This window comes from Brevundimonas sp. SL130 (genome assembly GCF_026625805.1).
GTDB lineage: Bacteria > Pseudomonadota > Alphaproteobacteria > Caulobacterales > Caulobacteraceae > Brevundimonas.
Genome location: NZ_CP113064.1, coordinates 2565374 through 2590152, shown reverse-complemented (window position 1 = coordinate 2590152; position 24779 = coordinate 2565374). Strand labels below are relative to the sequence as shown.

Genomic DNA, 24779 nt, shown 5'->3' with positions numbered 1-24779 from the left:
TCCAGGGCCAATAGGGAGCAGCGACGAAGCATGACCAGGTTTCGCTTCACCACCTGGCCCGTCGTCGCCGGGATAATCGCTATCAGCTTCGCGACCACGGCGTTCGCCATACCGGCGGCGTCGTGGTTGTCCACGGCCGCCATCAGCCTGGCCTGCGGGGTCGCGGCGCTCTCGTTGATGGCGGGATCCGCGATCCTCGGTGGTCGTTGGGGCTGGAGCGAGGGCGCGTTCGGCGGCCTAGACCGGGTCTATAGGGTACACAAATGGCTCGGCATCTATGCCTTGGCCCTGGCCTCGATCCACCTGTTGTTCAAGGCGGACCTGCGGGGCTGGGACACAGCGGTGATCCTGGCCCTGCCCTCGGACTGGGCCCGGCTGGTGCGCCAGGCGAGCTTCGTCGGGCTGATGTTGATCGCGGTGCTGGCCTTGAACCGAAACATCTCCTACGGCGTCTGGCGCTGGTGGCATCGGCTGTCGGGACCGATCTTGGTCGTGGTGGTCTTGCACTGGCTCAGCATCAAGTCGCCCATCGTTCTGGCCAGTCCCGCGGGCCTGTGGTTGGCGGCTCTGGCGTCGCTGGCGGTTACGGCGGCGCTCTGGAAACTCACCCTCTATCCCTTTTTCGCCCGCCATGCGGAGTACCGGGTCGTGGAGGTCATCAGCGGCGGTTCGGCCGTCCAGATCGATCTCCTGCCGACCGGCCGTGGGATCGATTTCAAGCCGGGTCAGTTCGGCTTCCTTCGGATGAAGGCCCAGGGCCTTCGCGAACCCCACCCCTTCACGATTGCGGCGGCGGGCTCGGACGACAGACGAGTGAGTTTTGTCATCCGATCACTCGGCGACTTCACCGCGCGGCTGGTGACCGACGTTCGAGTCGGCATGAGGGCCGAGGTCCACGCCCCCTATGGCCGGTTCACACGCGCTGTCGGTGCGGATCGCGAAATCTGGGTTGCCGGCGGCGTCGGTATCTCGCCCTTCATTGCCTGGATGAACGATGCCGGGGCCAGCCGATTCGACAGTGTCACCCTGTTCTATTTCTACACGCCGGGACGCGGCTTCCCCAGCCTGGAGACCCTGCAGGCGATGGCCGACGATTGCGGTGTCGAGCTCGTACCGGTCTCGAGCGGGCCCACGACCGAAAGCTTCAAGCAGCGGTTTTCCGAGGTCGTGCTCCAGGGCGATCCCGCCAGCTTGGACATCGCCGTCTGCGGCCCGTCCGGCCTGACGGACGCCGTCGCCGCGCTGGCGGCCAAGAACTCCTTTTCACCCCGGTCCATCCGCAGCGAGCGGTTTGCGTTTCGGTGACGTGGGGCAGCGCCTCAGCCATTGGCGCCGCCGAAGCCCATGCGGGAAAGGTCGGCGGCTTCAGGGGGGATCGCTGAACCGCGGCGCCTGGTCGAAATCCGCCTTGCCGAACGGCCGATCATGGAAGAGGTAGCTGTAATAGAAGGCTCGCAGTCGGCCATGGAAGGCTCGAATACGATCCTGATAGGCCAACTGGGCCGCCAGATCCGTTTCGGCCAACCGCGTCAGCACCGCCTGCACGCCCACCGAAGGCAGGAGCCAACCCAGAGCGCGGGCTGCGGCGTCGCGGCGCTCTAGCCCGTTGCGATAAGCCCCGACCGCTTCGGCGACGCTCTCATCGCCGTTCTGATGGAAGGCCAAGTACCACTTATAATGGAAGGCGACGCCCAGGGGCGGGGAGTCGGCCCATTCGGGATGGTTGGCGTAGAACCGGCGCATGGTGTCCTCGCGCGGGATGTCCCAGGCGCGATTGACGGCGTCTCGTTGTGCGAGCGCGATCTCGGCGCCCTGATTGACCGGGATGGATCGGTTGATCACGACATGGGCGAGGGTCGGCAGAACCAGCACCAGCACCAGCCAGACGGCGGCCAGGGAGGCGGCGTTGGTCACCGAGCTCCAGCGGAGGCGCGACGCCAGAAGCGCCAAGGCGATCCAGAATGCCAGATATAGGGCCGTGACAATCAACACGGCCAGGGTTGGCAGAAGAGGAGCGAACGAGAGGAGGGCGCCGATGGCGAACGGCGCCGCCAAAGCGATCCAGAGCAGCCCCAGTCTCAGCGTCGCCCGCCGAAGCCAGAGCCGGCGTCCGCCGCAAGGCAGGGCGTCGAGCGTGCGCAACCGCCCGGCCTCGCGTTCGGACGAGATCAGGTCATGGAAGAGGGCGATCACGAACAGGGGGGCGAGGAAGACCAGCACGAAGGCGAAGTCGAATCGTCCCGGCAGGGCGAGTTCCGGATTATAGACGTCGCCGTCGTAGATCTGAGCCTCTAGACCCAGCGCCCGGACTCTCAAGATATAGGGGGAAACGTCCCGCATCCCGATGGCGGCGAAGGCCAGGGGGGACGGCGCATCCCAGGTCGGATGGAAGCTGTAGTAGGCGGCGCTGCCCGCGTCCTTGTCCACGTCAATCCAGGCCGCGACGGCGCCGATGTCTTTGGCCTGGGCCGCCGGAATGGCGTCGATGGCGGCCTGTTGTCGCGATACCTCGGCAAGGCCCGCGAGGACCGCAGCCAACGCGAGCGCTGAGAGAAGGAGGAGGGCGACGACGGACAGCCTGGACCGCAGCAGAAGCCGGAGTTCATGAGACCAGAGTGACATCAGCGGCCTCCGAGGCGACGGGTGGCGGCGACCAGGAGCAGACTTGCGGCCGCGAGCCACGCCAGCAACATCAATAGTCCGGGTATTGCAGAGGCGGCGAGTTGTGGGCCGCTGGGCGGACGGAAGACGAAGTCCGGCATCTTGCGCCAGTTCTCCGCTTCGATCCGTTTGCGCCGATCAGCGCCTGCATCCTGCGCGGTGTCATCGGCATAGCTGACCGCCTCCGCCTGCAGGCGATTCAAGCGCTGAACCAGAGCGAACCGATAGGCCTCCGCCTGCTCCAGAAAGCGTCGGTGCCCATCGAAATCCGTGCCGGCGGCCGCCATGGAGAGATCGCGCACGGCGATCGCCGGGCTGAGCAATCCGGCCGTCCGGACCAGTTCGTTCTGGCGGGCCTGCGCGTCGTGACTAGCGTTGGAGTAGCGATCAAAAAGCGCGGAAGTCATCCGCTCGCCTTCCAGCGCAAGCAGGCCCTTGTAGTTGATCGGCAGATCCTCAATGCGGGATACGCCATAGCGATCCAGCACCGACTGCTTGAAGGCGGCGAAGTAGGGATCGTCGGGGTTGTGACTGTCGCCGGTCTGGCGCATTTCGTTCTCGATCGAGACGTCGGTCTGGAAACGATTCTGCAAGGGAATGGCGAAGCCGGCGATGTCCGGCGCCACGCGGGGAACCACGACCACCATGATCGCCCAGACGGCCACGAGAGAAAGAAGCGCGTCCCGACTGCGTCTCGCCCAAGTCGAGAACAGCACGATCAGCACGGCCCATAGCGCCAGATAGGCGGCGTATCCCAGAGCGATAACCGCCATGGGCGCCGCCGAGGCGCCGGGCTGTCCGGCAATCAGTGCGAAGCCGACCATGGCCGGCAGACCCAGCAACAGCGCCACCACGCCCAGCGCCGACAGCTTGCCCAGAACGATCTGGCGGCGGCTGACGCCCTGCAGAAGCAGGAGCCGCAGGGTTCCCCGTTCTGTCTCGCGGGCGACAACGCCATAGCCGAGAAAGATCAGGAGCAGAGGCGCGACCGCTTGAAGCACGAAGGCGGGCGTCAGTTGGCCGAAGCGGACCAGAAGCGAGCTCTGGCGGATGTCTCCGAAGTTGGCCGTGTTCTGCCGGTGGCCTTCCAGGAACATGCTGTTGCCCGTGAAGGCGTCGACGCCAGGATCGAAAGCCGCCAGAGGGCCAAGCGGGCGATAGATGAAGGCGCCATAGTGAACCACCCGGTGGGGATGGCGATCCGGCTGGGCGTCAAAGGCCTCTTCAGCGGCGGACTGATGTCTGGCCCGGAGATCAGCCACACTGCGCTGGTGCGCCCACGCGCTTACGACGGCGGTGATCGTAAGCAGTATCAGCAGAACAAGGGCGATCATCGCCACCCGGTTTCGCGCCATGAGCCGAAGCTCGTCCACCGCGATCAATCGGATTGCGCTCATGCCGTCGCAAACTCCGACGGCGCCGCGAAGCGTTGGTGAAGGGCCCGAACGTCGAACCGGTCCGGTCCGCTGGCGGATTCTGAATGGGTGATCCGGCCGTCCTCCAGGAAGGCGATACGGTCAGCGATGTCGGCGGCGCTGAGCAGATCGTGCGTGACCATCAAGATCGCCGCGCCGCGGTCCCGAACGGCGCCTGCCAGGAGGTTGAAGTCCTTCGTCGCCCTGGGATCCAGACCAGAGGTGGGTTCGTCCAGCAGAAGCACCGGCGTCTCACGTAGAAGCGCGACGGCGATAGCCACCTTTTGCCGCATCCCCTTGGAGAATCCGCCGAGGCGCTCTGCCCACGCCCGCTCCTGCAGGCCAGCGGCGCGAAAGGCGTCCTTGACCGCATCGACATTCCGTTTCATGCCGGAAAGCGCCAGCAGGTAGTCGGCATTCTCCAGCCCGCTGAGATGCTCATAGAGGGCGACGTTTTCGGGCAAATAGGCCAGCTTGCGTCTCGCCGCGTCCGGTTCTTGGGCGGGGTCCACCCCATCGATCTCCACCGAGCCGGATTGGGGCTTTACGAAACCGAGAAGCGTCGCGAGCGTCGTCGACTTGCCTGCGCCATTGCCGCCCAAAAGGGCGGTGATGGACCCTGCCGGCACATCCAGATTCAGCCCATTCAAGACCGAGTTTGCGCCGTAAGCGACGTGAAGATCTGAAAGATGAATCGGGCTCGTCGCAGGCACGGGCATATTGTCTCCGATGACAAAAGGAGGGTCGTGTCTTACTTTATATGATATAACATTACAACTCGTTGAGCCGCCCATCCCTGGTTTGGAGGGCAACCGATAGCGGGAATTCCAGGCTTGCGAGCGCCGCCTCAAGCGTTATAGCGTAACGGCTTGTGGGTTGGGGAAGAGATATGAAATTCGCGCTGTTCGGCCTTGCGGCCGCTTTGCTGGCTTCCGGCGCTCAGGCGCAGGTCAGCGTCGGCGCGGTAGACCAGTCCAAGGGCGGCTTCGAGGACAAGTTCCGCCAGTTCGAGGGGGAGGATTGGCCTACTCCGAGCGACTATCGCAATGCGTCGGGGGCGCCCGGCTATCGCTACTGGCAGCAGCAGGTCGATTACGACATCGACGTCGCCTTGGATGAAGCCAACCGGACCCTGAACGCGACCCAGGTGGTGACCTATCGCAACAACGCCCCGGATTCGCTCGGCTATCTGTGGTTGCTGCTCGACCAGCAGAACTATCGCCGCGATTCGATGGCCGAGCGGAGCCGGACCTACACCAACTCCGATACAGTCAGCGTCAACGAGGTGCTGCGCGTCCAGCGTTTCCAGGAATGGGAAGGGGGCTTTAACGATCTGACGGTCGTCGGACCGGACGGCCAGCCGCTGCCTTTCACCATCGTCGATTCCATGATGCGGGTCGAACTGCCGCGGCCGCTTGCGACCGGCGAGAGCTTCACGTTCAGAATGGGCTATTCCCTGCCTCTGCCGGAGACCAAGGTCGTCGGCGGACGCAGCGGCTATGAGTGTTTCACCGAACCCGGCGAAGACGGAAACTGCCTGTTCTTGGCCGCGCAGTGGTTCCCCCGCCTGGCGGTCTATTCAGATTATGAAGGCTGGCATAACCAGGCCTTCCTCGGCGCGGGCGAGTTCACCCTCGAGTTCGGCGACTACCAGGTCTCGATCACGGCCCCCGCCGACCACATCGTCGCCTCGACCGGCGTTCTGACCAATCCGGAGATATTGAGCGCCGAGCAGCGCGCGCGGCTGGAGCGGGCGCGCATCGCCGACGCCCCCGTCTATATCGTCACCCCCGCCGAAGCCTTAGCGGCGGAGGGTCGGCCGGCCCGGTCCGGCGTCCGCACCTGGAACTTCCGCGCCGACAACGTCCGCGATTTCGCCTTCGCCTCCAGCCGCAAATTCATCTGGGATGCGATGGGCATCGAACAGGACAGCGCCGAACATCCCGTCGTCATGGCCATGTCCTTCTATCCGAAAGAGGGGCGGCCGCTGTGGGACGCCTATTCGACCCGCGCCATCGCCCACACCATCGACGTCTATAATCAGTTCGCCTTCACCTACCCCTATCCAACGGCCCAGTCGGTCAACGGGCCGGTGGGTGGGATGGAATATCCGATGATCACCTTCAACGGGCCGCGTCCGGTAAAGGATGACAAGGGACGGCTGACCTATACCGAACGCGCCAAGAACGGGCTGATCGGCGTGGTCATCCACGAGGTCGGCCACATCTATTTCCCGATGACCGTCAACTCGGATGAACGCCAGTGGAGCTGGATGGACGAGGGGCTGAACAGCTTCCTACAGTTCCAGGCCGAGAAACTCTGGGACGCCGACTTCCCGTCGCGGGGAGAGCCCAAGGACATCGTCGAATATATGGTCAGCCAGGACCAGATGCCGGTCATGACCCAGTCCGACGCCATCAACCAGTTCGGCCCCAACGCCTACGCCAAGCCCGCCACGGCTCTGGTGATCCTGCGTGAGACGGTTCTGGGACGCGAGCTGTTCGATCGGGCGTTCCGGGAATACGCCCAGCGCTGGCGCTTCAAACGCCCGACGCCCTATGACTTCTTCCGTTCGATGGAGGAGGGCTCGGGCGTCGATCTCGACTGGTTCTGGCGCGGCTGGTTCTATTCGACCGATCACGTCGATGTGGCGTTAGAGGGCGTGACGGCGGCGAAGCTGGAATCGACCGATCCCGAGGTCCGCAACGCGGCGGCGCGGACGCGGTTCGAAAGCCAGCCGGGTTCGCTGACGGCGCAACGAAACGCCGGCATCGAGACCGTGGTCGAGCGGGATCCGGCGACGCGCGATTTCTACAATGAGACCGACCGGTTCACGACCACAGCCCAGCAGCGGCGGGACGCAACTTCGGCGGCCGGAAAGGCCAAGCCGGAGCGACGCCGGGCCCAGACCTTCGAGGACAACATCTACCGCTTCACCTTCAAGAACATCGGCGGCCTGGTGTCGCCGGTGATCGTGAAACTGACCTGGTCGGACGGAACAGACGAAACCATCCGCATCCCCGCCGAGATCTGGCGGCGGAACCCCAATCAGGTCGTCTGGCAGTACGTCTCGTCGAAGACCTTGGCGGGCGCCGAGATCGATCCGCTTTGGGAGACGGCCGACGCCAACCGGGGCAACAACAGCTATCCGCAGCGGATCGACGAACGTTCGCTGAGTCTTTCGCCTGAATCCCCGCCGGGCGAGAACCGGATGCGCGACAGTGATGTCGAGGTCAGTCCGGACTCCACCGCCGCTCGTGTAGTGAGCGGGTCGTGATGCGCAGGATCCTGATGATAGGCGCTGCGATCGCCGCGATCGCGTCTCCGGCCCTGGCGCACAAGGGGCATGGCGGGCTGACGGTGATCGAAATCGGCCGCGACGGCGTCGTGACCGTCCAGCACAGGTTCGCCGCGCACGATGTGGAGCCCGCGCTGGAGACTATTGCGCCCCAAGCCCAGCCCTCCCTCGACGATCCGCAAGCCCTGGCCGCTTTGGAAACCCATCTGGGCCAGCGTTTCCGTCTGTTGATCGATGACGAGGTCGTCGCCGTGACCCATGCCGACACGCAACTGGCCGGCGACAATGTGCAGGTGGACTACGCGGGCCACACGGACGACCGCTATGTCCAGGCCGTCACCATCGACCTCGACTTCTTCCCGGGCGTTCACGAGGACCAGCAGCAGCAGGTCAATGTGCGGGTGGACGGCGTAACCCGAACTGTCGTGTTCCGGCCGGGATCAACCGCCCAGACGGTCCGGTTCTAGCCGCGTCGCGCCCAGACCGCTTGGCGGTGTGATCTGCTCCACAGAAACTGGATCACCGGACGTTGGAGTTTTCCGCTGAGATTTCCCTGGCTGGGAGGGAGAGGAAGACCATGAAGGCATCAGCATTTTGGCTGCGCCGCCCCTCGGGTCGGACGCCCAGAAGGCGTTCATCTTGAAGCAGGGCGCCGCCGGCCTGTCTAATGCCCGTGGGACTGCCGCCGCCAGTTGATCAGATGGGCCGTCGCGAGCGCTAGCCCTCCGACGACGGTCAAGGCGGTTTCCCAGTCATGGTCTGGATAGCCGGCGGCGCCCGCGATCAGAAGACCGAGTCCGAGGACGGCCAGGCCTATGATCACGGCGGAAAGGGATTTCGTCTGGGGGCGCGAGAGGGTCCAAAGCGAGACCGGCGCGGCCACGGCGACGAAGCCCCAATGCACCCATTCCGCCTCCGTCCAGGCGCCTAGCAACGGCAGGAACCCCGCCGCAAGCGGAAGGATCAGGCAGTGGACCAGGCACAGGCCTGACAGGCTAATGGCGACGGCGTCGCCGGCGCGGGCAGGGGCATGTGCGGTCAAAAGCGGGTTCCTTCGTCTGACGATTTGGATATGTTATTGTGTAACGTCTGCTGCAACCCCGTGAGGCGCGTTTTGATCCGATTTCTCTGCGTTGAATCATGAGGGCGGATGACCGCTTGCGCCTGGAGGACCTGGTCGTCGGCCGGCGGTCGCGCGCGGTCGCACGGGTTCCCGACTTCGCCCTGCGCGCCGGCGAAGGCGCGCTGCTGCTGGGCCGGTCCGGCGCGGGAAAATCCACGGCCCTGGTCACCCTGGCGGGTCTGCTTGCGCCGATATCGGGCGCGGTGATCTTGAGCCAAGAGAGGCTCGCCTCGGGCGTCGATTCCCCGCCGACGGTCGGACTGATCTTTCAGGACGTCCATCTTCTGCCGGGTCTCTCGGTGCTGGAGAACATCCTGCTCGCCTCCTTCGTCAGAGGATTGCCGCAGGACGCGGGGGAAGCGCGCCGCGCCCTGGCCGCCGTGGGCCTCGCCAGCCTCGCGGATCGCCGGGCCGAATCCCTGAGCCGGGGCGAGGCCCAACGTGTGGCGATCGCGCGCGCCCTGTTCATCCGTCCCGCCCTGATCCTGGCCGACGAGCCGACCGCGAGCCTCGACGACGACAATGCCGAGACCGTCGCCGACCTGCTGCAAGACGCGGCCCAGCGGACGGGTGCGGCGCTTGTGATCGCCACCCACGATCAAAGGCTCAAACGGAGGATCGCCAACCACCAGGTCCTGCTCCCGGTCGAGGCGGTGGCGGCATGACGCTTACTCGACTCGTATGGGCCTTCATCCGCCGACGTCCGGCCACCTGGGTGTTTCACGTCCTCCTGCTCGCCGTGGCCGTGGCGATTACGGTTTCGGTCCTGTTGGTGCGCCAGGCCGCCGACGCCCGGCTGACGCGCGACCTCGCCGGCGTCGATCTGGTCGTCGGTGCGTCGGGCAGTCCGTTGCAACTGGTGACCTCGGCGGTGTTTCAGGCCGACGTCCCGACCGGCAATATTCCCTGGGTCGTGGCCGAACAGATCGCGCGGGACCCGCTGGTCCGCCGCGCCGTGCCTCTGTCCATGGGCGACAGCCTCGGCGCCTACCGGATCGTCGGAACGACCCGGGACTATGCGGCCCTGCAGGACCTCAGGCTTGATGACGGCCGGTGGTGGGGCAGGGAAATGGAGGCCGTGCTTGGGGCGACCGTGGCCCGGCGCATGGGGCTGGCGGTCGGGGATTCCTTCGTCGGCGCGCATGGCCTGGAAGGCGGGGATCAGGAACACGCCGACCGGCCTTACCGCGTCGTCGGCGTCTTGCGACCAAGCGGCGCGGTGGCGGACCGCCTCGTGTTGACCGACCTGTCCAGCGTCTGGAGCCTGCATGAGGCGGAGCCCGTCGAGGCCGTCGAGGGCGGGGCCCACGATCATGACCACGCCTCCGAACCGCAAACGCACCGCGAGGTGACCGCCGTGCTGGTTCAGTATCAGAGCGCCCTCGGGGCCGTGATGCTGCCGCCCCGGCTCGGGCGGCTCGCCGGGGTGCAGACCGCCTCTCCGCCGCGCGAGGCCCAGCGGCTGAACGCCATGATCGGCGACGGCGCGGCCATGATGACGCGGCTCGGCGGCCTGTTGCTGGCGCTGGCCGCAGGCGGATTTGTCCTGGCGCTGACCACTGCGGTGCGCGCCCGACGCCGGGAGTTGGCCCTGCTCAAGGCGCTGGGCGCCTCGTCGGCGCGGCTGGCGAGCGTGGTCCTGCTGGAGGGCGGCGCTCTCGGCCTCGCTGGCGGCTTTGCGGGCCTCGTCCTGGGGCGTGGTCTGGCTTGGGGCGTCGCGCAGTCGAACGCGGCCCCCTTCAGCCTGACTCTGCCGTCGATGGGCGGCCTCGACGCGCTCGTCATTCTGGCCTCGGTCGCGCTGGGTCTGATCGGCTCGGCGCCGGGGGTCTGGCTGGCGATCTGCACCGATCCGGTTGACGAACTTCAGGGACGTTGAGGATGCGGATTTCGCCATTCGCCCTTTCGCTTGCGGTCTGCGGGCTTTCGGCTTGCGACCGACCGACGCCGCCGGACGCCGCGGCGCCGCCTGCCGTTGTGACCGCCGCGGAGTCCGCAGCGATCAACGCCGCCGCCGGGAACCCGGGCCGCGCGGGTCAGGAACCGGACGTCGGGTCTATCAGCGCGTCGGGCCAGACGGACGCCGGGTCGGATGAGGACGCCGAATGGGCGGCGTTGGAGGCGGAAATCAGCGCCCTTCCACCGATCCGGACCGGGCCGATGGCGTCCGTCGGCGCGGGGGCGGGCGGTCCGCCGGTTGATGGAGAGCTGGCGTCGGAACGCCGGACGCAACTGGATCTACCCCGCGCGGACGGGCCCCTCTGGCGTAAGTTGCGCCAGACCCGGATTTCCATCGACGACCGGACTCAACTGTACCGGGCGGCGCATCCCGCGAGTGTCCGCGCCATCGCCGGTCAGACCGTGACCGTACGGGGCTATATGCTTCCGCTCGAGTCCACGGATCGCACCGCCCATTTCCTGATCTCCCCCTATACCCCGGTTTGCTTCTTCCATCCCCCGGCCGAACCCAATGAGATCATCGAGGTCCGGCTCAGCCGCCCGATCGAGGCCGGCTACCACCTTGTTGAGGTGACCGGGACGCTTGAACTGGCGGACAATGGGGAAAAGGGCCTGTTCTTCGTCATCAACGACGGGCGGGGTCGGATCGCCGAACGCGTGGACTAAGGCCGGATCACGAGCGAGGCTGGCGTCCCGGATCCAGGCGATAGGGACAGACGCCTTTTCCTGGACTGCGGGACGCCGGCGCTGAACGCGGCAAGGCCAGGCTAGAGTCTGACCCCGAGCTCGAAACCGACCTGGCGAGAGCGAGCGATCGGCGCGTACCAGTTGCCGTCGTTGCCAAAGGCGAAGTTACGGAACGCAAGCCCCGAACTGCGACGCACATTGGTCAGGTTATCGACGAATAGCCGCGCCGACCAGCGGGGGCCTTCGTAGCCAAGCTGCAAACCGATTGTCTGGGTCGCCGGCTGAATGGCCTCGCCACGGCTTTCCAGAGACTCTTCGCCCGTGAGCGCCGCCTCGGCCCGGACGTAGAGACCGTTCGACGCCTGGTAACGCGCGGCGAGGTAGCCGTCGTACTCGGGCACCAGCTTCACCCGCTCGCCGCTGACATTGGTGTCGGCGTCGAGCTGGAGGTTGCGGTACCGAGCGTCTGTGTAGCCCAGGTTGGCAGTCAAGGTCAGGCGGTCGATCGGCTCGGCCGTCGCTTCGATTTCAAAGCCCTTGCTGTCGATCGAGGCGTCCGTTCCGATATAGTCGGAAGAAATGAGCCGTCCTTCTTCGTCTGTCGCCACCTGAATTTCCTGCCAGTGGTCTGCGCGGATATAGAAGGCGGCGCCGGCCAGCCGGAAGCGGCCATTCGAGGAACGCCATTTGAAACCCGCCTCGCGGCTCCATAGGGTTTCGGAGTCGTAGCGTAGGACCTGGTCGGCCAGGTCGGCCTGGGCCGCTGTGAGATTGAAGCCCCCTGGGACATAGCCCTTGGCCGCATTCGCGTAGAGGCTGAATTGTGACGAAACCCTGTACAGAGCTGAGGCGCGGGGCAAGACGGCGTCGAAATCGCCCGACAGGCTGGCGTCGCGGTAGACGAATATACCCGCCGGTCCCAGATCGAGCGATCCGGCCGTCTGATCGGCTGATCGATGCGCACGGTCATAGCGCAGCCCGCCGCTGATCGTGAGGGCGGGCAGAGCGGTCGGTGTCCAGTTGGCGGAAAAGAACGCGCCCCAGTCTCGGGCTTCCGCCAGTTGCACCGGCGCCGGCACAAAATCGTCCAGTTCGCCCGGCCCGACGAAGGTGGCGAGGAAGCGCCGATCATCCTGACGATAATGGCTGACGCCGACGATATAGTTGAACGGACGATCGGCAGGCGAGGCGAAGCGTAGCTCGCCGTTCCAGAAGGTCTTGACCTTGTAGTCCTGCCCCGCAGATGTCGGCAATGCGGTGAGCTCGACGTCCAGGCCGCGAGCGTCTGTCGAAAGTTTGCGGTAGGAAACCGCCGCGTCGAGCGTTCCGTAGGCCAGTTGGTAAGTCGCGCTGAGACCGGCGACCGTCTCCAGCTCCTCGGTCTTCTTGGGCGCGTCATTCACATAGGTGAACTGGCCGATCGTCCGTCCGCCGTTGTAAGTTTCGGCATAGGTCCGGTTGTAGAGGTCGACATCCAGCGGCAGATACTCTTGGTCAAAGACGCCTGGCGCATTCGTGTCCAGCACATAGGCGGTCGCATTGATCGTGAGCGCGTCGCTCGGCTTCCAACGCAGACGGCCCTGTAGGAAGTTTTCGCGGATTTCGCCGGCTGGGCGGCCAGGCTGGATGTTGCGCAGGAAGCTGTCGGAGGTCGACGCCTTGAAAGCCAGCGAGCCGGAAACGGTTTCGCTCAGCGGGCCCGCCGCGAAGCCGTCGATCATGGCGCTCGTGCCGCCCTGGAAGCCCGTTGTCGTGAACCGGCCCTCATAGACAGCGTGATCCGTCGGTGCCCGGGTGTTGATGACGATCAGTCCGGATTCGCTGTTGGCGCCGTAGAGGGTCGCCTGGGGCCCGCGCAGCACTTCGATCGATTCGACCTGGTTGAGCACGGCGTTGGAGAGTTCGCGGAAAGGAATGCCGTCGATGTAGACGGCCGCCCGATTGACGATGAACGGATTGGACTCGATCCCGCGGATCGAGATGAATGTGCTGCCAAGTTGGCCGCTCTCGTTGAACTGGACATTTGGCACGACCCCGTCGAGCTGGCGGATGTCGCGTATGCGCGCCTGCTCAAGTTGGATCCGGCTCAGCACCGTAACGGAGACGTCGGCGTCTTGAAAAGTGGTGGGACGGCGGGCGGCGGTCACGACAATCTCTTCCAGGCGATCGGTCGTGGCCCGATCGCTAGGCTCGACCTCCTGGGCGAGCGCGCCGACAGCCTGACAGGAAGCGACCGCGGTGACGGCTGCGGCGGATAGGCGAAGAAAAACAGTCATGGCGTGATAGCTTTGCGAAAGGTTCGCGACGTATAATGTAACATAGTTGCGGCGCCACTCCAGGGCGGGACGCACCACTCCGAAACGGGATTCATGTCGTTCTCCTCCGCCGCGCCCCCACCTCCGGACCTCGCCGCAATCGAGGCCCTGGCCGTTCGTGGCCGCGCTATCTGTAGTCCCCGCGGCGACGTCATCATGGTTCGCTCCCACTTCGACGCCTTCGAGGGCGAACTTCTGAGCGGGCCCTATCTTCGGCTGGGACTTAACCAGGGAGGAGCCGTCCGGGTCGTCCAGCACACAGAGGGTCAGTTGCTTGAGGGCTCTTGGTCCCGAGGCGGGTTGGTGATCACCCCGCCCACGGCGACGGGAACGGGGCGATGTGGCGCGGTGTCTGTACTGGGTCTCGCTATCCGGTGGGACCATGTCGAAGCCCTTGTTGGGCCGTCGTACGAGCAGATCGTCGGCCGCGCCGCCCGCCGGATCCAGCATGATCCCTACCTGGAGGCGGTCGTTTCGGCGCTATGGCGCGAGGCGGAACTCCATGGAGCCTCGACCGCCTTTTTCGAGCACGGCACGGCGGCGGTGTTGACCCGACTGCGGCAACTAGCGGAGCGCCCCATGGCGCACGCGTCTACAGCGCCGCTCGGTCAGGCTGCGTTCGACCGGGTCGCCCATTTCATTGACGCCGGACTGGCGAGCGACATCTCCGTGGCCGACATGGCGACGGTGGCGGGGCGAGAGGTCAGCGGCTTCGCCCGGGCGTTCAAGGCGCGGACGGGCGAACCGCCCTTTGCCTGGCTCACGCGGCGGCGAATGGAGCGTGCCATGGGGCTCCTAGCGTCGGGTCGGGGGGTGACGGAAACCGCCCTTGAGGTCGGCTACGCCAATGCGAGCAAATTCTCCGCCGCCTTCCGACGTGTGAGCGGCGCCAGCCCCTCGCGCTGGCGACCCGAGGGCGTTTCTTTCTGACGCCGCCTAGAGCATGGCTCGCTTTGACGGAATCGGGATTCCCAAGTTTGCGGTGATCTGATTCAACATTCGTGCTGGATGGGAGGCCAGCCCGGATGACGGCTCCTTATTCGATGGATCTTCGTGAGCGAGCGTTGGCGCGTAAGGCGGAGGGCGAGACACACCGGGAGATCGCGGCGGCGCTTCGGATCAGTCCGTCTTGCGTGTCCAAGTGGACGAAGCGAGTTGGAGAGACAGGTTCGGTGGCGCCGGGCCAGGTCGGCGGCCACAAGCCTCGCACGCTATCAGGAGACTGCGCCGAATGGCTGCGCACCCGCATCGCCTCAGGGCCGTTCACGCTCAGAGGACTGACGGCCGAACTTGCCGCGCGCGGGATCAAGACCGGCCCGCGAGCGGTGTGGGTGTTCGTGCACGCTGAAGGACTGAGCTTCAAAAAAAACACTGCTGCCTGAGGAGCAGGCCCGGCCTGACGTCGCGCGCCGCCGCGCACGCTGGAAGGCGCATCAGGGGCGGATCGACCCGTCGCGACTGGTGTTCCTGGATGAGACCTGGGTCAAGACCAACATGGCGCCCTTGCGCGGCTGGGGGCCGAGGGGGCGACGCTTGAAGGGCCACTCGCCCTTCGGTCACTGGAAAACCCTGACCTTCATCGCCGCCCTGCGCCATGACCGGATCGACGCGCCCTGGGTTATCGATGGTCCGATCAACGGCGCGATCTTCCTCGTCTACATCGAGAAAATACTGGCGCCGACCCTGTCGCCTGGCGACGTCGTCGTCCTCGACAACCTCGGCAGTCACAAGGGCAAGGCCGCCCGCGCCGCTGTCAGGGCCAAAGGCGCACACATGATCTTCCTGCCCCCTTACTCCCCCGACCTGAACCCCATCGAACAGGTCTTCGCCAAGCTCAAACACCTCATGCGCAACGCCCAGCCCAGAACCTTTGAAGCCACATGGCGAAAGGCCGGAGAGATCATCAATCTCTTCAGCCCCGCCGAATGTGCGAACTACCTCGTCAACTCAGGATACGGTTCCGTGTGAAGGAAGCACGCTCTAGGTCTTAAACTCCCAAATGCTCCGCGAAATTTCCGCCGCGATAGTCGGCGTCAAATAGCCCGTCCTCGATCAGGAGCGGCATCAGGTTTTCGAACAGCAACTGCATCGATCGCGCCGACCCGCCCGGAAGGGCGATGAAGCCGTCGCCGGCGCCCGCTTCGAACCACCGGGCGATCTCGCGGGCGGCGTCCTGTGGCGTGCCGACAAAGAGCCAATGCGCTGACCCGGAGACTTCCGGACGATCCAAAAGCTCCCTCACCGTCGGCGTCTCCCGTTCGATCAGCCTGCGCAACAGATCCGCATGGGTGCGGCTGCGCACGGGCCGGTTTAACTTCGGCGCCATGTCCGGCGTGATCGGCATGTCGGCGGGCAGGGCGCCGACGTCCAGGCCCAGGTTCTCCAGAATATAGGCCTGCTTGCGCTGCAGATTCTGTCCAGCATGGGTTTGCGCGTACAGGTCGCGCGCCTCCGACTCGGTGTCGCCCAGAAACAGGCTTAGCCCCGGCAAGACGCGCAGATCGTCGGGATCGCGGCCGTGCGCGCTGGCCCGCGAGCGAAGATCGGCGCGCAGATCGACGCCGGCGGCGATGTCCGGCGCGGCGGCGAAGACGCCATGAGCGACACGCGCCGCGAAATCCCGTCCCCATTCCGATGCGCCGGCCTGGAACAAGGGGATCTTGGCGCCGGGATAGGTTGGAACGGTCAGGGGGCCCTCGACCGAGAAATGGCTGCCGCGATGATGAATCGGCCGCACCTTGTCGGCATTGGCGTAGAGGCCGGTCGCGCGATCCAGCACCAGCGCCTCGTCCGGATAGCTGGCCCACAGGGCTTGCACGACATCGGTGAATTCACGCGCCTTGGCGTATCGATCCGCCGACGAAAGCATGGGCTCGTCGCTGAAATTGTCGCTGCCGTCCATTGAGGTGACGATGTTCCAGCCGGCGCGGCCCCGGCTCAGCCAGTTGAGAGACTGGATCTGCCGCGCCACCACATAGGGCGGGTAGAAGCTGGTGGAAGCGGTGGAGACAAGGCCAATGCGCTGGGTCTCCTGCGCGATCGCCGTCAGGAGCAAGCTCGGATCCAGACTGCTGAACCCCGGCGCGCTGGACAGTCGCGACGCGTCGAGAAAGAGCGAGTCCGGCCGAAAGAGAAAATCCAGCTTGGCCTTCTCCGCCCGCTTGGCGATGTCGATGTAAAACTCGGCGCAATGAATGTGCTCGATGTCGCTGTCGGGCCGCCGCCAGCCTTCGCCGTTCAGCCAGGTGATCGCCAGCGACAGACCAACACAAAGCTTGCCCGACCGGGTCATGACGCCTCCTCTTGTGAATATGAAACCGTTTGCGGCGCGACTCCGACCCCGCCTGCACCCCCGATGGTGGGGACGATCAACGGCGTGCCGGTGACGGGATCGCGCAAGACCATGCAGGCCAGGCCGAAGACCTGTTCGATCCGCTCTGGCGTCAGGACGTCGTCCGGCGCGCCGGCGGCGACGATGGCGCCGTCCCGCATGGCGATGACATGGTCGGCGTATCGCGCCGCCTGGTTCAGGTCGTGCAACACCATCACCAGGGTCTTGCCATGGTCGCGATTGAGGGTTCGGCAAAGCTCGAGCACCTCGAACTGGTGGGCCACGTCCAGATAGGTCGTCGGCTCGTCAAGGAGCAGGACCGGCGTTTCCTGGGCGAGCACGAGCGCCAGCCAGACACGTTGACGCTGACCGCCGGACAGCTCGTCGACGACGCGATCGGCTAGGTCCGCCACCTGCGCCTGGGCCATCGCGCGCCGCACCGCCTGATCGTCCGCCTCCGACCACTGGCGCAGCAGCGTCTGATGCGGATAACGCCCGCGGGCGACCAGATCGGCCGCCGTAATCCCATGCGGCGCGCTGGCCGACTGCGGCAGATAGGCCAGGGTCCGCGCCAGGGCCTTGGCGCCATAGTCGCGGATGTCTCGACCGCTCAGGAATATCTGGCCCGCGCTGGGGGGCAGGAGCCGTGACAGCGCGCGAAGAAGAGTCGACTTGCCGCAGGCGTTGGCGCCGATGATCACGCTGATCTGGCCCAGCGGGATGTCCACGTCCAGATCGCGTGAGACCTCGCGCCGGCCATAGGAGAGCCCGAGGGATTGGCCGCGAAGGAGTATGTCTGCGGGGTAGGGCATCAGGTCACAGCGTGCGCGATCGGCTGAGCAGCCAAAGGAAATAGACGCCGCCGATCAGGCCGGTCATGCGGCCGATCGGGAGCGTGGCGTGAAACGGCAGAGCCTGGGTGATCAGATCGGCCAGAAGCACTAGGCCCCCGCCCATCAGGGCCGCCGTCGCGACGGGCACGCCCCGCGACAAGCTCAACCGCTTGGCCAGTTGTGGCGCGGCGAGCGCGATGAAGGCGATCGGCCCAGCCGCGCCGGTCGCCAGGGCGGCCAGGGTCACGCCGATTGCGACGGCGAACAACCGCGTGCGGTCGACTGCGATCCCAAGCTGCCGGCCGAGGTCGTCACCCATCTCCATGATCGCAAGCCGAGGGGCCAGCGCCATGGCCATCGGCGTAAGGATGACCACGGCTGTCATTACCGGGACGACGTGATCCCAGGTGCGGGCGTTAAGCGAACCGGCGAGCCAGAGGTTGGCCAGAACCGCGCTGTCGAGCTTTCCTTGCGACAGAAGCAGCCCATTGAGCGCGGCCAGGGTGGCGCCGACGCCGATTCCGACCAGCACGAGCCGATCACCGACGATCCTGCCGCCCGTCAGAGACAAGAGATAGACGATCACGGCTGCGGCCAGACCGCCGCAAACCGCCGCAGACGCAATGCCCAGGGGCTGCTGCCCGACCAGCATGATCCAGGCGATCGCCCCCGTCGCCGATCCCGTCATGAACCCGATCACATCGGGCGAGCCGAGAGGGTTGCGCGACACCGACTGGAAGATGGCGCCGGAAACGCCCAGGGCCGCCCCGACGAAAAAGCCCGTCGCCGCCCTCGGCAGACGAAGGCCCAGAACAATCCTGCGATCGCTTTCGTCTCCGCCGCCGCTGAACAGGATTTCGGCGATCTGGCCCGGCGCGATCTCTATTCGCCCCATGGTCAGCAGAACTGCGGTCAGGCCGGCCGTCAGCAGCACGAGTATCCAGGCGACCGTCATTGTCCGCGGGTGCAGACGCACGGCGATGCGGTTCGCCCTCCACACCGGCCCCACGACGCTGGCGTTCACGCGAAATGAAACGCGATCACCCATGTCTCGCGAGCCTTCCCTTGCGGACCAGCGCGATAAAGAAGGGCGCTCCGATCAATGCGACCATGACGCCGACATCGATCTCGCCGGACTGAATGATCAGCCGGCCGGCGCAATCGGCCGCGAGCATGAGGAGTGCGCCGATCAACATCGCATAGACGAGCAGCCAGCGATGGCTCGGCCCCACGACCGCGCGGGCGACATGGGGCGCAGCCAGGCCCAGAAAACTGATGGGCCCTGCGGCGGCGGTCGCCGCGCCGGCCAGAAGAATGACGGCCAGCGACGACATCGCCCAGACCGCCGTCGGGTTCGCCCCGAGACCACGCGCCAGATCATCCCCCAGAACCACGGCGTCCAGAGCGCGGGCCAACCCCGCCACGATGGCCAGACCGAGCCCGACGAGGACCGTTACCGGCGCCAGAACCTCATAACCTCGGCCCTCCAGCGATCCGACAGCCCAGTGACGGAACCGATCAAACACCTCGGCGTCGCTGTTGAGGGTGATGATCTGGGTGAGCGCGAGCAGGACAACCGACAGGGCCGATCCCGTCAGCACCAGCCGCACGGGGCTGAAACGTCCCATAAGCCCGCCCAGCAGGACGACGGCGAGCCCGGCGAGCGCCGCGCCGATAAGGCCGCCGAAAATCGAGCCTGCGACGCCCGAACCGCCGAAGCCGGCGATGGCGACCACGACGCCAGCGGCCGCACCGGCGTTGACGCCGAGCAGTCCAGGTTCAGCCAGCGGGTTCCGGGTCAAGGCCTGCATGACGACCCCCGCCGCCCCCAGCGCCGCGCCGGCCACGATGGCGACCAGAGCCCGAGGAACGCGCAGATACCGGATCAGCAGATGATCGCTGTTCGTGGGATCAAAGGCGACAAAGCCATGCCAGGCTGTCGCGGCGGTGATGGCGCGCGCGCCCAGCAGCAGGCTGGCCACGGCCAACAGGGCCAAAAGGATCAGGCCCAAAATCAGGCCCGCGCCTGGTCCTCCAAGTCTGCGGGCCCAGGGTGAGCCAAGAGCGCCACGCCCTCCTCGGGCCGTGATCACCGTTCAAAGGCCTTGGTCAGACCATCGACGATCTCGGTCGCGCTGTAATAGTCGATCCGAAAGGAGTTTGCGCCCAGCCCATGGACCTGCTTGCTGCGGACAGACGGCAGGTTGGCGAGGACGGGATCGTTCAGGAAGGCGGCGGAACGGCTATCATCGACCCGCAACAGAAACGTCGTCTCCGCCTTCAGCTTGGTCAGGTTTTCATACTGCGACCACACGAAGTCCGTGCGGGGTTCGGGCGTGCTGTGCCAGCGAGGATCGGGGTTCTCGACCTTGAAACCCATGGCTTGCAGCAACTGCCCATGCGCACCGTCGCTCGTGGCGATGGGATTACGCGCGCCCGGCCCGTTGTAGCTGATGATATTGACCATCCCTGCGGGCGGCGCGATCCGGCTTTTGGCGTGGGCGACATAGCGGTCGAAGGCGGTGATCCGGGCAGCGGCCTGCGCCTCAAGCCCGGTGGCCTGACCCAGTTTGACGGCAAGATTTTGCCAAGTTTGGCCGCCGTAATCGAGGACGATGGTGGGGGCAATGGCCTGAAGTTCGGCGAGATGCTCGCGCGCCGAGTCCGCGCCCCCCGTGGACACCACGATCAGATCCGGTCTCACCGACTGAGCAGCTTCAAGGTCGATACTGCCTGCGGGCCAGACGTTCTCGACACCTCGCGCATCGGCGACGTCGGCCCATTGCGCGAAGAAGACGCCGTTGGCCGCCGACGTGCTGGCCACGACCGGCGCATCGATCGCCAGCAGGGTTCCCGTGATCGAGGTGGATGTCGACAGGATGCGGCGCGGCTTGGCGGGAATGTCTGTGAACGTGCCGTCGGCATTGGCGAAACGACGAGGCCACTCGCCGCCGGCCTGCGCTTCAGTCTGGGCTTCAGTCTGGGCTTCGGTCTGTGGCGGTTTTCGATCACAGGCCGCCAGGCCCAGCGTCGCCATCAAGACGATGAGCCCGAGAATTCGGATCGAGCGCGATGATCGAGCGGCAAGCATGTGGTTTTCCAATCGACCGGCGCTGACAGACGCCTTGAACTCGCGAGTGGTTATCATTAGCGATTGTCGAACGGCCGGATCAACCGTCTTGGCTTTTGCCAGATCGGGAAATGCTGTCGCGAGATCACAACGTCGGTTGCGGCGTCTCGCGTGGCATGAGGCCTCAAGTCGATGGAAGGCCAAACGCGATGAACGCCAGCATAGCCGCCGAAAGCCGGTTATCGATTTCCCAGGTGCTGGGCGAGGCCCATCGACGGTCCCTGCCGGCGCCTCGAGCGGAGGGGCACGCCCATCCGTCCGCAGTCGTGGCGGGAGCCTTGTGGGCTCGCGAGGTGCAGACTGGCCTGATCGTCAACACCCACGACGTCACCTATCTTTCCAACTGCGCCTTCGACGCCGACAAGGAGCGCTCCCTCAGTTGCGGCCTGGTGCTGACCGGCGATGTGGTGCCGATCGCGCTGGACGGCTATCTCCCCGCTGGACAGGCGCTGAATCGACCGTTCGTCATGGGGTTTGGACAGTCGACGCCCTGCGCCCGCACCTGGCGAGCCGGCGCGAAAAGCCGGGGCGCCGGCTTTACCTTGACGCCCCGATTCCTCGAACGATTTGGCGATGTGGCGGACGAGGATGGTTTGGCCGTTCTGCACGACTATCTGCGGCCTGGGTTCCACAGCACGGCGCTGCCCGCCTCGCATCGGTTGACGCAGATCGCGCACCGGCTTCTGGACAATCCCTATGGCGGACGACTGGCCGATCTCTTCGCCGAAACCCATGCGCTGCAATTTGTGTTTGAGACGGCGATCCTGCTCCGTGACGAAGAGCAGGCGGTTCGGCGGGTCGGACGCCTGAACTACCGACGCGCCAGCGAGGCCCGCGAAATCCTCGACGCCTCCCTGGCCCATCCCCCGAGTTCTCTTGAGCTTGCCCGGCGCGTGGGAATCAACCTGACGACCCTGCAAGCCAGCTTCAAGGCCGCGTTCGGCACGACCCTGTTCGGCTATGTGCGCGACCGGCGTCTGGAGATGGGCCGGGAGCTGATCCTGGAACAGGGCCTGGGCATAGCCGAGGCCGGCTATCGGGTCGGCTTCACCAGCCCGGCGGCCTTCACCGCGGCGTACCGGCGCCATTTTGGCCGGCCGCCTTCTGCTGAAGACCGCGCCGGCCAGTGAAGGCGGTTACCAGGAGAGCTTCAGCGAAGCCGTGAGCGTCCTGCCCGTGCCGTAGTAGCATGAGGTCAGCGCCGAGCAGGTGGCGACATACCGCTTGTCGGCCAGGTTGCTGCCGTTCAGGGCCAGAACCGCGTGGGCGCCGCCGATCTGGCCCAGGTCATAGCGCACGGCCGCATCGAACAGCTGATAGGAGTCGATCGCCAAGGTGTTGGCCAGATCGCCATAGGTGCTGTCGACATAGCGAACACCGCCCGCCACGCTAAGCCCCTGCGCCGGACCGCGATCGAACGTATAGTCCGCCCAGAACGATCCCATCCAGTCGGGCACCCGGATCATGTCGTTGCCCTGGTTGGTGGTGTCGCGGGTGACCTCTGAGTCGAACAAGGTGCCCGCTCCGATCAGGCTCAAGCCCTCGAGCGGCGTCACGCGCCCTTCAAGCTCCAGACCGCGAATACGCACCTGGCCGGTCTGGACCTGATAAGCCTCGGCCCCCGTGTTCAACGGATCGGTGGTCAGGACGTTGTCCTGGCGCAATTCGTAGGCCGAGAGGGTGATCATGCCGTCGATGGCCTGAGGCTCGTACTTCAGGCCGGCTTCCCACTGGTCGGCGGTGATGGCCTCGAAAGCGCTGCCGTCGCGCGCCGTGCCGGGCGTGGGCTGGAACGACTGGGAATAGCTCACATAGGGCGAGAGGCCGTTGTCGAAGGCGTAAAGCAGTCCCGCCCGGCCGGAAAACGCCTCGTTCTTGGTCTTCACTCGAACATTGGTCAGGGTGTTCAGCGAGTCCAGGTTCGCCCAATCATAGCGGCCGCCCAGGGTCAGACGCCATTTCCCCGACTGGATCTGATCCTGGAGATAGACGCCGGTCTGTCGGTCGGTTTCGTCCGTGCCGACCTGGTTCACAAGGGTCGGGGCGAAATCATAGTTGGTGTAGACGGGGTCATAGACATCGATCTGGATCGCGGTCTGCGACACGGAGGCCTGTTTACGCAGGAAGGTCCAGTCGGTTTGTTGCCAGTCGAATCCAGCCAGAACGGCGTGCTCGAACGCTCCGGTCGAGAACACGCCCGCAAGTCGGGTGTCGATCGCATAGCCGTCGGAGTCTCCTTGCCCCTGAACGGCCCGACGGGGCAAAATTCTTCCGTCTGTAAGGGTGTTGGGATTGGTGACCGTCTGGCCGCGCACGCCATAGACCACTGTCGCGCGGTAGAGCGAATCCACGTGCATCATCCGCGCGCTCTGGCTCAGGGTCAGGGCGTCGCTGAAGCGGTGCTCGAACTGGTAACCCGCCGACCAGACGGTGCGATCATAGACGTTCCAGTTCGGCTCGCCCAGGAAGGTCTGGTTGTCGATATAACCGTTCGCGGCGGGGATGACAGAGCCCTGGTAGGGCAGGAACTGGAATGTGCTGCCGCCGCTGTCTTCCTGATAGAGGCCCAGGAGCGTCAGCCGGGTGTCGCCGTCCTTGGCCTTGAACTCGACGCTGGGCGCCACCAGCCATTGCTGATGATCGACATGATCAAGCTGGGTTCCCCCATCCTTGAAGAAGGCGACGAGCCGCCCCTGAATCTGCCCGTCAGCGGCGCCGCCGCCAACATCGCCGGCGATCTGGTACTTGCCGTTGGCGTCTGCGGACAGTTGCAGCACCTGCGCCTGGCCCGCGACCGGCGTCTTGCTGACCTGGTTGACCATGCCGCCGGGGGCGAGTTGACCATAGAGAACGCTTGAGGGGCCCTTCACGACCTCCACCTGCTGCATGTTCCAGGTGTTGATCGAAGCGTGGTTCCAGCTCGAACTGCTGTCAGAGGGCATCCGAAGCCCGTCCAGCATCACATTGCTGGCGAAGCCGCCCGCGTCGAAGCCGCGGATGTACATGTCGTCGATCCGGTTATCCATGCCCGAGCTTTCCGGCAGGACCCCGGCGACATAGCGGGTCGCCTCGTTGAGGGTCTGCACGCCGCGCGCGTCAAGTTCGTCGCGCGTGATTACCGAGACCGATTGCGGCGTGTCGATCAATGTCGTCTGGGTCTTGGTCGCAGCGCCGACGGATTCGGCGGTGCGATAGGCGTTGACGACGATCTCATCGATCTCCTGCGCGTCTGCACCAGTTGGCGCGCTCTGCGTCGATGAGGCGTTCTGGGCGAGAGCCGGCGACGCCACGGCGAGAACCAGGGCGAGGGCGCTCGCGGAACAAGACAAGGCCGGCCCGGACAGGCGCAGGCTGCGGATAGGGGAAACGGCGTGCTGCGGGCGCATGGTTTGACCTTTATTGAGAATGCCTCGCAATACTGATGATTGGCCAAGCTCGGCAATAGCGGCGGCTATGTCAGGCTGAAGGATTGCTGTCGCCAGATGCAGATCGGCGCCCGGACGACACGCGACCGGCGGTGACGGGCGCTAACCGAGGGGGAATGACAGGAGAGATGACATGCCCGAGACCCTCGCTCGCGTCCCCACCCAGCACGCCGCCAGATACCTGCAACAACTCTGCAAACACTGGGCGCACCGGTTTGAGGTGGACTTCACGCCGGATCACGCTGTGGTGGCTCTGCCCGAAGCGCGCCTGACCTTGAACGCCTTCCCCGACGCGCTCGAAATCCTGGTCCAGGGCGAGAGCCTTGATGGCGTCCTGCGCATGAGAGACGTCGTGCAGTCACATGTGGACGGCTTCGCCTTCAGGGAGGCGCCGCTGAAGTTCGCCTGGCGGCGCCGGCAGGACAACGGCGCCGAGTGACGAATACCCCAGCCAAGTCTGTTCGAGCGGTGGCCGCCGCCCAAGCGGCATCCGTTTCGCCGCGGAAGTGACGAAGGGTATCGGCCGTCTTGTCGTATCGGATGTCTCGTCCGTTTTTGGTCCGCGCTGTGGCGGGTTGGTTGTAAGGTGAAGCGTCACCGTC

The 24779-nt window shown here is 65.5% G+C and carries 21 protein-coding genes; 10 read left to right on the top strand and 11 right to left on the bottom strand.

Annotated features, from left to right (window positions below):
- Positions 1-30 precede the first annotated feature (30 nt).
- Positions 31-1305, top strand: a complete 1275-nt coding sequence (locus OU998_RS12665) for a ferredoxin reductase family protein (protein WP_267513938.1) — start codon at positions 31-33, stop codon at positions 1303-1305.
- A 60-nt stretch (positions 1306-1365) separates the two neighbouring features.
- Here the strand turns inward: OU998_RS12665 and OU998_RS12660 are convergent, their stop codons facing one another.
- The 3 genes from OU998_RS12660 to OU998_RS12650 are packed head-to-tail and all read right to left on the bottom strand — an operon-like array spanning position 1366 to position 4795.
- Complete coding sequence (locus tag OU998_RS12660; RefSeq protein WP_267513937.1) at positions 1366-2622, bottom strand: ABC transporter permease; 1257 nt, start codon at positions 2620-2622, stop codon at positions 1366-1368.
- A complete protein-coding gene (locus tag OU998_RS12655; protein ID WP_267513936.1) occupies positions 2622-4058 on the bottom strand; it encodes an ABC transporter permease in 1437 nt (478 codons plus the stop codon). The genes OU998_RS12660 and OU998_RS12655 overlap by 1 nt, the downstream gene beginning before the upstream one ends.
- Positions 4055-4795, bottom strand: a complete 741-nt coding sequence (locus OU998_RS12650) for an ABC transporter ATP-binding protein (RefSeq protein WP_267513935.1) — start codon at positions 4793-4795, stop codon at positions 4055-4057. The genes OU998_RS12655 and OU998_RS12650 overlap by 4 nt, the downstream gene beginning before the upstream one ends.
- Positions 4796-4965: 170 nt before the next feature.
- Here OU998_RS12650 and OU998_RS12645 point away from each other — a divergent pair, with 170 nt between their 5' ends.
- The gene (locus OU998_RS12645; RefSeq protein ID WP_267513934.1) at positions 4966-7353 is read left to right on the top strand and encodes a M1 family metallopeptidase; all 2388 of its coding nucleotides are present in this window, start codon (positions 4966-4968) and stop codon (positions 7351-7353) included.
- Positions 7353-7841 carry a DUF6702 family protein gene (locus tag OU998_RS12640; protein ID WP_267513933.1) on the top strand — a complete coding sequence of 163 codons (489 nt, stop codon included), beginning with the start codon at positions 7353-7355 and terminating at the stop codon, positions 7839-7841. The genes OU998_RS12645 and OU998_RS12640 overlap by 1 nt, the downstream gene beginning before the upstream one ends.
- A 197-nt stretch (positions 7842-8038) precedes the next feature.
- Here OU998_RS12640 and OU998_RS12635 read toward each other — a convergent pair whose 3' ends face one another.
- On the bottom strand, positions 8039-8416 hold the full coding sequence (locus tag OU998_RS12635) for a MerC domain-containing protein (protein ID WP_267513932.1): 378 nt from the start codon (positions 8414-8416) through the stop codon (positions 8039-8041).
- A 116-nt stretch (positions 8417-8532) separates the two neighbouring features.
- Between OU998_RS12635 and OU998_RS12630 the strand changes: the two genes are divergently transcribed.
- From OU998_RS12630 to OU998_RS12620, 3 genes are read left to right on the top strand one after another with little or no spacing between them, the layout of a single operon-like run.
- Entirely contained in the window at positions 8533-9162 is a 630-nt protein-coding gene (locus OU998_RS12630) for an ABC transporter ATP-binding protein (protein WP_267513931.1), read from the top strand.
- A complete protein-coding gene (locus tag OU998_RS12625) occupies positions 9159-10376 on the top strand; it encodes an ABC transporter permease (protein ID WP_267513930.1) in 1218 nt (405 codons plus the stop codon). Before OU998_RS12630 ends, OU998_RS12625 begins: the two co-directional genes overlap by 4 nt.
- A 2-nt stretch (positions 10377-10378) precedes the next feature.
- Entirely contained in the window at positions 10379-11122 is a 744-nt protein-coding gene (locus OU998_RS12620) for a DUF3299 domain-containing protein (protein WP_267513929.1), read from the top strand.
- A 101-nt stretch (positions 11123-11223) separates the two neighbouring features.
- On the opposite strand, the gene OU998_RS12615 is transcribed toward OU998_RS12620, so the two are convergent.
- Positions 11224-13419 carry a TonB-dependent receptor gene (locus OU998_RS12615; RefSeq protein ID WP_267513927.1) on the bottom strand — a complete coding sequence of 732 codons (2196 nt, stop codon included), beginning with the start codon at positions 13417-13419 and terminating at the stop codon, positions 11224-11226.
- A 195-nt stretch (positions 13420-13614) separates the two neighbouring features.
- Between OU998_RS12615 and OU998_RS12610 the strand changes: the two genes are divergently transcribed.
- Positions 13615-14388 (top strand): helix-turn-helix domain-containing protein, encoded by a 774-nt coding sequence (locus OU998_RS12610; protein WP_267513924.1) that lies wholly within the window; start codon positions 13615-13617, stop codon positions 14386-14388.
- A 95-nt stretch (positions 14389-14483) separates the two neighbouring features.
- Positions 14484-15426 (top strand): IS630 family transposase gene (locus tag OU998_RS12605; protein WP_267513427.1). Its coding sequence is split into 2 segments (ribosomal slippage): positions 14484-14819 and positions 14821-15426, totalling 942 coding nucleotides; the frame shifts between segments, so codons are not numbered across the junction.
- Positions 15427-15445: 19 nt separating this feature from the next.
- Here the strand turns inward: OU998_RS12605 and OU998_RS12600 are convergent.
- The 5 genes from OU998_RS12600 to fepB all read right to left on the bottom strand — a co-directional run bounded on the left by OU998_RS12600 (position 15446) and on the right by fepB (position 20896).
- The gene (locus OU998_RS12600) at positions 15446-16750 is read right to left on the bottom strand and encodes an NtaA/DmoA family FMN-dependent monooxygenase (protein WP_267513923.1); all 1305 of its coding nucleotides are present in this window, start codon (positions 16748-16750) and stop codon (positions 15446-15448) included.
- Positions 16747-17601 carry an ABC transporter ATP-binding protein gene (locus OU998_RS12595; RefSeq protein WP_267513921.1) on the bottom strand — a complete coding sequence of 285 codons (855 nt, stop codon included), beginning with the start codon at positions 17599-17601 and terminating at the stop codon, positions 16747-16749. Before OU998_RS12595 ends, OU998_RS12600 begins: the two co-directional genes overlap by 4 nt.
- A 4-nt stretch (positions 17602-17605) precedes the next feature.
- On the bottom strand, positions 17606-18670 hold the full coding sequence (locus OU998_RS12590) for a FecCD family ABC transporter permease (protein ID WP_267513920.1): 1065 nt from the start codon (positions 18668-18670) through the stop codon (positions 17606-17608).
- Positions 18663-19634, bottom strand: coding sequence for a FecCD family ABC transporter permease (locus tag OU998_RS12585; RefSeq protein ID WP_267513919.1), 972 nt, complete (start codon positions 19632-19634; stop codon positions 18663-18665). The genes OU998_RS12590 and OU998_RS12585 overlap by 8 nt, the downstream gene beginning before the upstream one ends.
- A gap of 77 nt (positions 19635-19711) precedes the next feature.
- Positions 19712-20896: a Fe2+-enterobactin ABC transporter substrate-binding protein gene (fepB, locus tag OU998_RS12580; protein WP_267513917.1), complete on the bottom strand. Its 1185-nt coding sequence runs from the start codon at positions 20894-20896 to the stop codon at positions 19712-19714.
- Between the two features lie 5 nt (positions 20897-20901).
- Here fepB and OU998_RS12575 point away from each other — a divergent pair, with 5 nt between their 5' ends.
- Positions 20902-21882 carry a helix-turn-helix transcriptional regulator gene (locus OU998_RS12575; protein WP_267513916.1) on the top strand — a complete coding sequence of 327 codons (981 nt, stop codon included), beginning with the start codon at positions 20902-20904 and terminating at the stop codon, positions 21880-21882.
- Positions 21883-21888: 6 nt separating this feature from the next.
- On the opposite strand, the gene OU998_RS12570 is transcribed toward OU998_RS12575, so the two are convergent.
- On the bottom strand, positions 21889-24138 hold the full coding sequence (locus OU998_RS12570) for a TonB-dependent siderophore receptor (RefSeq protein ID WP_267513915.1): 2250 nt from the start codon (positions 24136-24138) through the stop codon (positions 21889-21891).
- 172 nt (positions 24139-24310) lie between these two features.
- Here OU998_RS12570 and OU998_RS12565 point away from each other — a divergent pair, with 172 nt between their 5' ends.
- The gene (locus tag OU998_RS12565) at positions 24311-24616 is read left to right on the top strand and encodes a DUF2218 domain-containing protein (RefSeq protein ID WP_267513914.1); all 306 of its coding nucleotides are present in this window, start codon (positions 24311-24313) and stop codon (positions 24614-24616) included.
- The last annotated feature ends 163 nt before the right edge of the window (positions 24617-24779 follow it).